Source organism: Phytobacter sp. V91 (assembly GCF_965644225.1).
GTDB lineage: Bacteria > Pseudomonadota > Gammaproteobacteria > Enterobacterales > Enterobacteriaceae > CBFFRJ01.
In genome coordinates this window covers 1-11,867 of record NZ_CBFFRJ010000146.1, presented here as the reverse complement: position 1 = coordinate 11,867, position 11,867 = coordinate 1, and the positions used below count along the sequence as shown (strand labels likewise).

Annotated in this window: 11 protein-coding genes; 2 read left to right on the top strand and 9 right to left on the bottom strand. The window is 56.8% G+C overall.

Going from position 1 to position 11,867, the window contains the following annotated elements:
- Nucleotides 1-124 precede the first annotated feature (124 nt).
- The 8 genes from ACSZO4_RS21915 to ACSZO4_RS21880 form a co-directional block, all read right to left on the bottom strand.
- A complete protein-coding gene (locus tag ACSZO4_RS21915; protein ID WP_437612386.1) occupies nucleotides 125-775 on the bottom strand; it encodes a methionine ABC transporter permease in 651 nt (216 codons plus the stop codon).
- Nucleotides 759-1,856 (bottom strand): methionine ABC transporter ATP-binding protein, encoded by a 1,098-nt coding sequence (locus ACSZO4_RS21910; RefSeq protein ID WP_437891169.1) that lies wholly within the window; start codon nucleotides 1,854-1,856, stop codon nucleotides 759-761. The genes ACSZO4_RS21915 and ACSZO4_RS21910 overlap by 17 nt, the downstream gene beginning before the upstream one ends.
- A gap of 2 nt (nucleotides 1,857-1,858) precedes the next feature.
- The gene (locus ACSZO4_RS21905) at nucleotides 1,859-2,668 is read right to left on the bottom strand and encodes a MetQ/NlpA family ABC transporter substrate-binding protein (RefSeq protein ID WP_437612388.1); all 810 of its coding nucleotides are present in this window, start codon (nucleotides 2,666-2,668) and stop codon (nucleotides 1,859-1,861) included.
- A gap of 31 nt (nucleotides 2,669-2,699) precedes the next feature.
- Nucleotides 2,700-4,055, bottom strand: coding sequence for an LLM class flavin-dependent oxidoreductase (locus ACSZO4_RS21900; protein WP_437612390.1), 1,356 nt, complete (start codon nucleotides 4,053-4,055; stop codon nucleotides 2,700-2,702).
- Nucleotides 4,052-5,260 carry an SfnB family sulfur acquisition oxidoreductase gene (locus ACSZO4_RS21895; RefSeq protein ID WP_437612392.1) on the bottom strand — a complete coding sequence of 403 codons (1,209 nt, stop codon included), beginning with the start codon at nucleotides 5,258-5,260 and terminating at the stop codon, nucleotides 4,052-4,054. Before ACSZO4_RS21895 ends, ACSZO4_RS21900 begins: the two co-directional genes overlap by 4 nt.
- Nucleotides 5,261-5,270: 10 nt before the next feature.
- Nucleotides 5,271-6,500: an SfnB family sulfur acquisition oxidoreductase gene (locus ACSZO4_RS21890; protein WP_437891168.1), complete on the bottom strand. Its 1,230-nt coding sequence runs from the start codon at nucleotides 6,498-6,500 to the stop codon at nucleotides 5,271-5,273.
- Nucleotides 6,501-6,509: 9 nt separating this feature from the next.
- Entirely contained in the window at nucleotides 6,510-7,691 is a 1,182-nt protein-coding gene (gene ssuD / locus ACSZO4_RS21885; RefSeq protein WP_437891167.1) for an FMNH2-dependent alkanesulfonate monooxygenase, read from the bottom strand.
- 114 nt (nucleotides 7,692-7,805) lie between these two features.
- Nucleotides 7,806-7,973 carry a hypothetical protein gene (locus ACSZO4_RS21880; protein WP_437891166.1) on the bottom strand — a complete coding sequence of 56 codons (168 nt, stop codon included), beginning with the start codon at nucleotides 7,971-7,973 and terminating at the stop codon, nucleotides 7,806-7,808.
- Between ACSZO4_RS21880 and ACSZO4_RS21875 the strand changes: the two genes are divergently transcribed.
- On the top strand, nucleotides 7,968-9,872 hold the full coding sequence (locus ACSZO4_RS21875; protein WP_437612398.1) for an aliphatic sulfonate ABC transporter substrate-binding protein: 1,905 nt from the start codon (nucleotides 7,968-7,970) through the stop codon (nucleotides 9,870-9,872). The two genes, ACSZO4_RS21880 and ACSZO4_RS21875, sit on opposite strands and share 6 nt — an antisense overlap.
- Before the next feature lie 94 nt (nucleotides 9,873-9,966).
- Nucleotides 9,967-10,914, top strand: coding sequence for a sulfonate ABC transporter substrate-binding protein (locus ACSZO4_RS21870; protein ID WP_437612400.1), 948 nt, complete (start codon nucleotides 9,967-9,969; stop codon nucleotides 10,912-10,914).
- A 42-nt stretch (nucleotides 10,915-10,956) separates the two neighbouring features.
- Here ACSZO4_RS21870 and ACSZO4_RS21865 read toward each other — a convergent pair whose 3' ends face one another.
- Nucleotides 10,957-11,697 (bottom strand): nitroreductase family protein, encoded by a 741-nt coding sequence (locus ACSZO4_RS21865; RefSeq protein ID WP_437612402.1) that lies wholly within the window; start codon nucleotides 11,695-11,697, stop codon nucleotides 10,957-10,959.
- Nucleotides 11,698-11,867 lie beyond the last annotated feature (170 nt).

Here is an 11,867-nt window from a genome sequence, read left to right as displayed (position 1 = left end):
GGCGGTTCTTTGTTCATTTACCATACGATGACAGGACGAAAAAATGGTTCCCATCGAATTAATCGCACCTTCCCTAATACAGCTAAGGACTCCACTGAACCCCACCGATTAAATCGCACCTTCCTTAACGATGATTGAGACGGCGCGATAAACGATCACCAAAGAACTGCAGCAGTGTGACCAGCGCCACCAGCACCACAATCACGGTAATCATGACCTGACTGTCAAAACGCTGATAACCATAGCGATAAGCGAGATCACCCAGCCCTCCGGCGCCAATAGCACCCGCCATCGCCGAAGCGTTGATCATCGTGACCAGCGTAATGGTAAACCCGCTGACGATACCGGGACGAGCCTCAGGCAGTAAAACATGCCAGATAATATGCCAGCGATGAAAACCCATCGCCTGTGCCGCCTCCACCAGTCCACGATCCACCTCGCGCAGGCTGACTTCAGCAATACGGGCAAAGAATGGCGTGGCGGCCAGCGTTAACGGTACCGTTGCCGCCCAGACGCCATAGGTCGTGCCCACAATCAGCCGGGTAAACGGGATCAGCGCCACCATCAGGATCAGAAACGGGATCGAACGAAACAGGTTCACCAGCCAGCCCAGCAGACGATTCAGCAACGGACGGGAAAACAGATTATCGCGGTCGGTGATCACCAGAATGACGGCCAGCGGTAACCCCAACAGCAGTGCTGCCAGTGACGATGCTCCCACCATCAGCAGCGTGTCGAGAAAGCCATACCATAAACGTTCAGGTTGCAGTGACATAACCCAGGACTCCAATACGATCAGCAAAAGTGGCGTGGTGCGGCAGCGACAACGGCTCTGCCTGAGCGGCAGCCAGCAGCAGGATCTGTCCAACCTGCCGTCCCTGAACCCATTCGAGTTTGCTCTGTAACAGCGTAATATCACTGCCCAGTGCCGCGGTCAGTGCACTGAGTTGCGGCTGCGCGCCCTGTCCGGTGTAATTCAGACACAGTAAAGCGCGCGACTGCGGTGATTGCGGCTGTTCAGTCAGCTGTGTGGCAAGGGCTTCCGGCAGGCTGTCGCGCAGTGGATTGAGCAGAATACGCGTGGTGTCCTGCTGTGGATCACCATACACCTGCCAGACAGGCCCCTGTTCAATCACTTCACCGCGCTCCAGCACTGCCACCTGGTGGCACAGATCGTGAATCACATCCATTTCATGGGTGATCAGCACAATAGTAATTTTCTTCTGGCGATTGATATCGCGCAATAGCATGAGAATGGATCGGGTGGTTTCCGGGTCGAGTGCAGACGTCGCTTCATCGCACAGCAGCAGCTGCGGATCGTGCACCAGTGCCCGGGCAATCCCCACCCGCTGTTTTTGCCCGCCGGACAGCTGAGCGGGATACGCATGCTGACGTTCTTCCAGCCCCACCAGTTTCAGCAGCTCATCCACTTTTCGCCGCCGCTCAGCAGGCGGCACACCCGCCACCCGCAGCGGCAGGTCTATATTCTGTCGCACCGTTTTCGCCGAGAGTAAGTTGAAATGCTGGAAAATCATCCCGGTGCTGCGCCGCCAGTGCACCAGATCGGTCGCCGACAAGCTGCCAATGTCGACGCCATCCACCACCACCTGACCGGCAGTGGGGTCTTCAAGCCGGTTAAGGCAACGAATCAGTGACGACTTACCCGCACCACTGCGGCCGATAATGCCAAAAATCTCCCCACGTCGAATCCGCAGATCAACATTTTGCAGGGCATCCACCTGCTGTCCCGGGTAACGTTTATACAGACTATGAATCGCCACATGCACTGCGCCGCCTGCGACGGCGACGCCTTGCGCAGTGCGATCTTCAGCCTCCGGCCAGACCACACTTACTATCATTACTGACTCCAGCCTGGCACATACAGCTTGCCGTAGAATTTATCGAGACTGGCGCGCACTACCGGAGAATGCTGATAGATATCAACAAATTTACGCAGGCGTGGATCATCCTGATGACCGTCACGAATGACAAACAGGATCACGTATTCCGGGTTTTCCAGGCCGTCAAACAGCAGCGCATTATTTGGGTCGATAGTGCCTGCTGAGCGCAGGTAGTGCGGATAGCCCTGCGCTAAATCCACTTCATCCAGTGTGCGCGACAGCTGCACCGCTTCCACTTCAATAATCTTCAGATGTTTCGGGTTCTCCACGATATCGTCGACCGTTGACTTAATCCCGGAACCCGGCTTCAGCTTTATCAACCCGGCCTTTTGCAGCAGTAACAGACCGCGACCACCGTTAATGGTGTCATTGGCGATAGCGACCGTCCCGCCATCAGGAATCTGACTGATCGCAGTATGCTTTTTCGAATACAGGCCAACGTTATTGAGGATCGCAGGGGCATATTTCACCAGGTGCGAACCACTCTGCTGATTGGCATTGTCGAGGAACGGCTGATGCTGAAACAGATTCACGTCGATATCGCCATTCTCCACACTGACATTCGGTGCAATCCAGTCGCTGAACTCCACCAGTTCGACCTCCAGTCCCTGTTTTTTCGCTTCGGCGACCGCCACTTCCAGCGGTGGCGCAAATGCAGCGGTAGTACCGACTTTTAACGGGCCGGAATACTCTGCCGCCAGCGCCACGCTGCTGGCACTCAGCAGTCCGGCGAGAATAATGTGTTTCGCAAACTGGCTTACTGTCATGATGCTTCCTTATTGGGTGATGGTTTCATTGTTATGCCCGAACACGCCAGCTGGCGGCCGGATGGCTTGCAGGTAAACGGTGATGATGAAAGAGTTTTTTACGTAGTGAACCGGGCTGGTAAGCGGTTTTGTAGCGGCCACGCTGTTGCAGTTCCGGCACCACCAGGTCGATAAAATCGTGGTAACTTTGTGGATTGAGGATGCGTGTCAGGTTAAATCCGTCGATACCAGCATCATCCACCCAGCGCAGCAAGGCATCCGCTACCTGACCCGGTTCGCCGACAATCAACGGATAGCGACTACCGAGCGCGTGCTGTTCCAGCAGACGTCGCCGCGTCCAGCCGTTATAGCTCTGGCTGACTGATTCAATGGCCCGCGTCGAGCCGGTCTGAATCGGCTCATCCAGCGTAAAACGCGCTAAATCGATACCAATCGAACTGGAAAAATGCGCGATGCCCGCTTCCGGACTGGCATAGTGCAGATACTCACGCTGTTTCTCCTGTGCTTCGCGTTCTGTCGGCGCGACAATGACCGCCACGCCCATAAAGATCTTCAGATCGTCTGCCTGTCGCCCGGCTTCCTGCACCAGCTGACGCAGCATCTGTACCTGACTGCGCATCGCCTCTGGCGTGCGACCATTAACAAAGCTGCACTCGGCATGTCGCGCCGCGAAACGCATACCACGTGCGGAACTGCCTGCCTGAAACAGTAATGGTGTACGCTGTGGTGAAGGTGAAGACAGGTGATAGCCCTCCAGCTGATAAAACTCCCCCTGATGCCGTATCGGGTGGATTTTGCTGGCATCGGCATACAGACGGCGCTCACGATCCGCCACCACGGCATCATCCTGCCAGCTGCCTTCCCACAGCTGGTACGCCACATCGAGAAACTCATCAGCCTGGTCATAACGACGGTCGTGGCGGGTCAACTCATGCTGCCCCATTGCCCGTGCGGCGCTGTCGAGATAGCCAGTGACAATATTCCAGCCAATGCGGCCATTGGTGAGATGGTCGAGAGTGGAAAAGCGGCGGGCAAAGGGATAAGGCGACTCATAGCTGAGATTAGCGGTCACGCCGAAACCGAGATGTTCCGTGACACTGGCCATCGCGGATACCAGCAGCAGCGGATCGTTAACCGGTAACTGAATCGACTCGCTGGCGGTCAGGCCAATGCCCTGCTGATAGACGTCATAAACGCCGAGAATATCGGCAATAAACAGACCATCAAACAGCCCGCGTTCCAGTAACCGTGCCAGATCCAGCCAGTAATTCAGCGAGTTGAATTCGACAGAACGATCCTGCGGATGCGTCCACATACCATGATGAATATGCCCCACGCAGTTCATATTAAAGGCGTTGAGTAACACCTGTTTCCGCTGGCGACTCATAGCGTCCCCCTGCGCGCGGGCAGCACGCCATTCAGCACATAGTTACCAATCGCCGGATATTTCCAGCGCACCGGATCGTGCAGCGTATGCGTGCGTGCGTTGCGCCAGTGACGGTCGAGATTATGCTCGCGCAGTGCCGCGCGGCTGCCGGACAGTTCAAACAACAGATTACCTGCCGCCAGCGACAGCTCGGTGGTCCAGGCGCGAACTTCCGCCACCCGTACCGACGCCTCCGCGACATGGTAAGCATCCAGATGCCGCTGGGCGGCATCCACCGCTTCTCCCGCTTCCTGCAACAGTGCATCGCCAGCCTGCAAGCGCGCGGCAAGCTGGCCGACGCGGTCGATCAATAAAGGATCGTCGCTGGCGCGTTCCACACCGGCATCCGGCCAGGGACGTGCGCGCTGGTTGATGAAATCGAGCATATCGCGGAACGCCGCCTGGGCGATGCCCTGATCGATCGCCGCGTGCATCAACTGCGCAAACGGGCCGACACTGGTTGGTCGTTCAAAGGCACTCTGAAATGGCACGATATCGTCACCATCGATGCGGACGGCATCAAAGATGACTGTACCGCTGCCTGTGGTGCGCTGGCCGAAACCGGACCAGTCATCAGTTACTGTCACACCGGGCTGATGACGTGGCACAAAGATCAGCTGCTCTATCCCGTCGCGATCTTTCGCCGCCGTGGGGATGCGGTCGGCAAACAATGCGCCAGTGGCGTAAAACTTGCGCCCCTGCAACAGATAACTGTCGCCATCAGGCAGGACGGCGGTACTGCGGTAATGTGCCGCAGCTGAACTGAACTCCGCCAGTGCATTACCGAGATGCACACCCTCAAGCACCTCCAGGTACAGCCGCTGTTGCTGGCTACTGCTGCCGTTAACACGCAACACCTCCAGCGCATAGAAATGGTTCTGCGGAATCTGACCAATCGAGGAGTCCGCTGCACACAGAATGGCGATCACCTGTGCCACCACCGCACTGGAGAGCGCTGCTCCGCCAAACTGCGCAGGAACAGTGATCGCCCCTAAACCGGAGGCAAACAGTGTTTCCAGCTCGCTGAACGGCAATTGACGCTGGCTGTCGCGCAACGCCGCGCCCTGACGAAAATGGTGTGCCAGCTCGTGTGCGACACTGACTGCCTGTTGCGCACTGCTGATAAGGCTGGCGCGCTGTTTGGGTTTAACCTGGGTCGTCGTCATAGGGGCATCCTTAAATCCAGGCATGGCGCACCGGAAGTATTCCGTTGAGGTAGTAGTTGCCGATGGCGTGATATTTCCAGCGCACCGGATCGTGCAGCGTATGGGTACGTGCATTACGCCAGTGGCGGTCAAGTCCATGAACACTGAGGGTCGCACGGCTGCCGCCCCACTCCAGCAGCTTCTCACTGGCTTTCAGCGCCACTTCCGTGGTGAGGACTTTGGCTTCCGCCACCGCAATCGATGCCTGTGCCGCGCTTTCTGGCGTTAACAGGCTGACATCGGTCTCATCCAGCACCTGTGCAGCGCGCCGCAGCAAGGCATCAGCAGCGCGGAGCTCAATATGCAGACGCCCCACATCCGCCAGCAGATAGGGATCGTCGGCATTGCGTTCCACACCCGCATCCACCCATGGCCGTGAGTGATGGCGGATAAAGTCGCTCGCCTCATCAAACGCGCCACGGGCAATACCGGCATCAATCGCCGCCTGAATCAGCTGCGACAGCGGCCCGCGCAGTCCCGGTTTGTGGCTGTCTGGCAACGGAATCACCCACGCCGGATCAACCACCACCGCCTGCAGACGCACCGTGCCGCTGGCAGTGGTGCGCTGCCCGATACCAGACCAGTCATCGATAACCTGCAAACCGGCAGCCGGACGGGGAATAAAGGCCATCACCGGCTGGTCGTTATCTTCAAGCGCCGTGGTGACGATAATGTGAGCGAACAGCGCGCCAGTGGAGTAGAACTTTTCGCCGGTAAGACGCCATTTATCACCCTGCTGTTGCAGGCGCGCCAGCACTTCGCGGGTATGGCGGGTATGCTTTTCAGGGCCGCCGTTGCCCAGTCGCTGACCCGCGATCACCGCCTGAAAAATCGCCTCCTGCTGTGCCAGTGTCCCTTCATCCAGCACAAACTGGATAATGCCGAAATGATTTTGCGGTATCTGTCCCAGTGATGGGTCAGCCGCAGAGATCAGACGAAACACTTCTGCCACGGTGCGGTAAGACAACCCTCCGCCGCCAAAGGCGCGCGGTATGGAAATACTGCCGAGACCTGAACGGCTGAAGAGTGCCAGCGCTTCCAGCGGGTAATCGCGCTCCCGGTCACGTTCGACGGCACCGGGCAGCGCCAGGGCAGCCACCGCTTTTGCCGCGGCAATAGCGTCGTCATCACGGGTGATGACTTGCGCCGTTTCCGGCGGTAGCCACAGGTCGTGATACTGATGGTGCTTGTTGTTCATCATTTTCCCCTGTTAGCTGGCGCTGGCGGTTTTACCGGTTTTGTCAGGACGGCGGTCGCCACCAATAGTTTCGCCAAACGGTCCGGTATTCACCGTGCGCTGGCGCTTCTCACTGTTGCTGCTCAACGGCAACAGCGGCATCACCAGTTCGGCAAAGCGATGCGCCTCTTCCAGGTGTGGATAGCCAGACAGCACGAAATTATTAATCCCCAGCGCCTGGTATTCACGAATGCGATCCGCCACCTGCTGCGGGTTGCCGACCAGCGCCGTACCTGCGCCGCCACGAACCAGCCCGACGCCTGCCCACAGATTGGGGCCGATACGCAGGTGTTCACGTGAGCCCTGATGCAGTGCGCTCATCCGCGCCTGTCCGGTGGAATCCATACGGGCAAAAATCTTCTGCGCGGCGGCAATCGTGTCATCATCAAGATGAGCAATCAGCCGCTCCGCTGCTGCCCAGGCTTCCTCCTCGCTTTCGCGCACGATCACATGCAGACGAATGCCGTAACTGAGCGATCGGCCATGCTGCTGCGCGCGTTCGCGCACCACCGCGATTTTTTCCGCCACCTGATCCAGTGGCTCACCCCAGGTGAGATAGGTATCAATTTGCTGCGCAGCAACATCTATCGCTGCCGGCGACGAACCTCCGAAATAAAGTGGCGGCCCGTTTTCCTGTACCGGAGGAAACAGGACTTCTGCCCCATCGACATGAATATGCTCACCGTGATAGTCGACTTTTTCCCCTTTCAGCAGCCGGGAATAGACATCGAGGAATTCATGGGTGACCTGATAGCGTTCAGCGTGGCTGAGGAAGATGCCATCCCCCTTGTTCTCGACGGGATCGCCGCCCGTAACCACATTGATCAGCAGACGCCCTTCCGACAACCGGTCCAGTGTTGCCGCCATACGTGCCGCCAGGCTCGGCGGTTGCAGACCCGGACGAACCGCCACCAGATAGCGTAAACGGCGGGTGATTGGTGCCAGTGCCGAAGCGACCAGCCATGAGTCTTCACAGCTTTTGCCGGTCGGGATCAATACGCCGTAATAGCCCAGGTTGTCGGCGGCCAGCGCCACCTGTTGCAGATAGGCCAAATCCACGGCACGGCCACCTTCAGTGGTGCCGAGGTAGCGTCCGTCACCATGGGTGGGGAGAAACCAGAAGACGTTAATGTTTTCCTGTGCAGACTCGCTCATTATCTCTTTCCTATATAACGTTATCTGAATTTATTCGATTCATACCTTACGTTTGGTTATAAAGCCAATAGCAGGAAGCATGCCACTCTGTGATTTTTTATTTATTTAATAAAATCATAGGGTTTTGAGACGGAGTGCGATCAGCGCCGTGCTGCAAATGCGGCAGGTAAAGCGCATTCGCTGTTGCGTTTGCAGCAACGTGCCCCTTTCTCCCTCTCGCCCGGTACCGGTGCGAAAGGGTATGGTGACCGTCAGATCAATCACCAGGAGTTCGCTATGCATCACCAGGGTCCCGCACTGATCGATCCTGCCTCCATCGCTTTTCAGGGAGTGCTGGATCGTCTCGCCCCCACCGATGCCACCGTATTGCTGGTGGGGGAAACCGGCAGTGGCAAAGAAGTGGTGGCTCGCTGGCTGCATCATCACAGTCCGCGCCGCGATCAACCGTTTCTGGCGGTTAACTGCGGTGCATTAACCGAAAGCCTGGCGGAGTCAGAGCTGTTCGGGCATGAGAAAGGTGCGTTTACTGGCGCAAGCGAGCGCCAGCCGGGCTGGTTTGAAGCGGCAAATGGCGGCACGTTGCTGCTCGATGAGATTGGCGAGCTTAGCCTGCCGTTGCAGGTGAAACTGTTACGCGTGCTACAGGAGCGCGAAGTCACGCGTGTCGGTTCACACCGTCCGGTCAGGGTCGATGTGCGCGTGATTGCCGCGACACACGTCGATCTGGTACAGGCGATTCACCAGCGGCGTTTTCGTGAGGATCTCTATTACCGTCTTAATGTTGCGGCAGTCAGTCTGCCGCCGCTGCGTCAGCGACGTGACGATATTCCCCTGCTGGCGGATCATTTTATGACATTGTATGCGCACCGCCTTGGACGACCTCAGTTACGGCTTAGCGCCGATGCGCTGGCGTTGCTGATGGCGTATCCCTGGCCGGGTAATATCCGCGAACTGGAAAACACGCTGCACAATGCGGTATTGCTGAGCAAAGAGGCACTGATTACCCCCCAGCAGTTGCGGCTGTCGTCTGTAGCGACGCAGCCCGATGTTGTCAGTACCGTCGCCGCCGATGATGGCGCAGCGCTGGACGGTTTTATCCGCCAGCAGTTGCAACGAGGTGAAACACAAATCTGGCAACGCATGACCGATGCGCTGGTACGCAACGCCTTTGAACTGAGCCATGGCAATCAGTTGCAGGCCGCAGCGCTGCTGGGCGTCAGCCGCCATACACTGCGCACTCATCTCGGTCATCTTGGGGTGATTAAGCCCCGGCGCAGCACGGCGGCGCGATCCTTACGTGCTCACTCCTCCAGCCAGACGGACCGGGAATTACGTATTGGTTATCAGAAGTTTGGCAATCTTGGCATCCTTAAAGCACGCCAGAGCCTGGAGCAGCAATTCAGCGCCAGCGGCATCAGTGTGTTATGGAGCGAGTTTCCTGCCGGACCGCAACTGCTGCACGCACTAAACAGTGGTGAGATCGATTTCGGTACCACTGGCGAAGCGCCTCCGGTATTCGCCCAGGCCAGCGGTAGCGAGCTGCTGTATGTGGCGTGGGAGCCTCCGGCGCCAGACAGTGTGGCGCTGGTGGTGGCTGCCGACAGTCCCATTCGGCAGATTGCCGATCTGCGCGGAAAACGCATTGCGGTCAATAAAGGGTCTAATGTGCATTATCTGCTGGTGCAAATTCTCGATGAGGCCGGACTGACCGACGATGATGTCCGCGTGGTGTATACCCCGCCGAAATATCCACTGACGCAAAGCGACCATCAGGTGCTGGATGCATGGATGATGTGGGACCCGTTGCTCAGCGAAGCGGAACAGAGCGGCCAGTTCCGCGTCATTGCCAACGGCAGCGGGCGCGTCAGCAATCATCAGTTCTATCTGGCGCACCGTGATTTCGCAGCACATTCCACCGATGTGCTGCAACAACTGGTTGCGGCACTGGAACAGACCGGACGCTATATCGACAGCCATCGCACAGAAGCCGCTGCGCTGCTCGCTGTGGAGCTCGGACTGACACCGCAATCCCTGCACCATGCACTGTTGCGCCGCAGCCATCAGACGCGACGTATGGACCAGGCCATTATCCGTGAACAGCAAACCATCGCTGATCGCTTTTATGCCCTTGGTCTGCTGCCACGCGCGATCAATGTGCGCGACGCCGTCTGGCGTGAATGATTTTTTAAGCTAATGATATGATTTTTCGTCGCTAAGCGACGGCCGTCAGGTTTGTTATGTTTCCGCCACCCCAGAAAGCAAACAGGAACATAACATGAAAAAGACACTCTTCAGCGGTCTGCTGACCGCTGTACTGCTCAGTACACTGCCGCAGGCCCAGGCAGAAAACGCACCAAAAACTGTCAATATTGGTTTCCAGAAGGCCAATATTTTCTCCCTGCTGAAATATCGCGGCACACTGGATGAGCAGTTTAAACGACAGGGTATTGAGGTTCGCTGGATTGAATTCCCCGCCGGGCCACAAATGCTCGAAGGGTTAAATATTGGCAGTATAGATCTGGCGGCGACCGGCGATGCGCCACCGACCTTTGCCCAGGCTGCCAAAGCCGACCTGGTCTATCTGGCGCATTCACCTGCCAACCCGCAGACCGAAGCGATTGTGGTGCCGGAAAACTCGCCAGTTAAAACGGTGGCGGATTTGAAAGGTAAACGTGTGGCGCTGAATAAAGGTTCCGATGTCAATTATCTGCTGGTACGGGCGCTGGAAGATGCCGGGTTAAGCTATAAGGACATCACTCCGGTTTATCTGCCACCCGCAGATGCCCGTGCCGCATTCCAGCGTGGTTCAGTGGATGCATGGGTTATCTGGGACCCGTATTATGCGGAAGTGGAAACCCACGCCCGTGCGCGGCTGGTGAAAAACGCCGAGGGTCTGGTACCACATTACACCTTCTATCTTGCCAGCCGTCAGTTTGCGGACAGTTACCCGCAGACAGCACAGAAAGTGATTACGGAACTGCAACAGCTGAGCGACTGGGCAAATCAGCATCCTGACGATGCGGCAGGTATTATGGCGCAGTCCACCGGCCTGGAGAAAAGTATCTGGCTGCGGGCAATTGCACGCATGCCTTTTGGGGCGCAGCGCATGACGCCGGAGGTGTTTGCACAGCAACAGACGCTGGCCGATACTTTTACCCGTATTGGCCTGCTACCGGTAAAGGTTGATGTTGCCAGCGCGACCTGGTCGCAGGATAAAAAATAACAACAGGGCGGAATATCTCCGCCCTCTTATCATGTCACAGGGTTATTTATCGTTGCCAAATCCCTGCTTTTTCAGCGCGTCCAGCACATGCGGGAAATAGATATGGCGATAGTAACCGGCGACGCTTTCACTCCAGCTGTCACCATCAGTACGGCCAATATCCTGCCAGTGCTGACTGATTTGCTGGTTATATTGCGCAATCTTTTCGTCGAGGTGTGCCGTCTGATAGGTCTCGTTATGGATAAACGTCTCGATCGGCAAACGTGGTTTCTGATGCGCAGGCACATCAACATAGCCCAGCGCCACACCGGCCAGCGGGAAGGTATGTTTTGGCAGCTGCACCAGTTCAACCATTTCCAGCGGTGAACGACGGATACCACCAATCGGCACCACACCCAACCCTTCTGAGCGGGCTGACGCCATCACGGATGCCAGCGCAATGCCGACATCGGTCGCGCCAGCGACGATGCTTTCGATGCTCTGATGCGCAATCTGCTGCTGATCGATCATCGCCATTGCACGTTCGCTTTTATGCATATCCAGCACAAAAGTCAGAAATACCGGTGCTTTGGCAATCCACGGCTGGCCACCAGCCAGATGAGAAATTTTCTGACGGTTTTCAGCGCTGCGGGAAACGATAACGGAGACCTGTTGCGAGTTCACTGAAGTGGGTGCGCGCCAGGCGGCGCTGATAATACGTTCCAGCAGCGCCTCTTCAATTGGTTGATCGGTAAAGCTGCGATCGCTTTTATGGCGCGTAAAATTGTCAATAACTGTACTCATGGAACCTCCGCATTAAAGTGGGTCTAGTGTACAAACCCGCGTTAATGCGGCTTTAACCAGAAATGCCGCGCGTTATGATGATTTGTGCATTAGGGAAGGTGCGATTTAATCGTCAATTATGAGAACATAACCCTTTCTTTGACATAGACTTTTCACGATGCCCGCTCTTG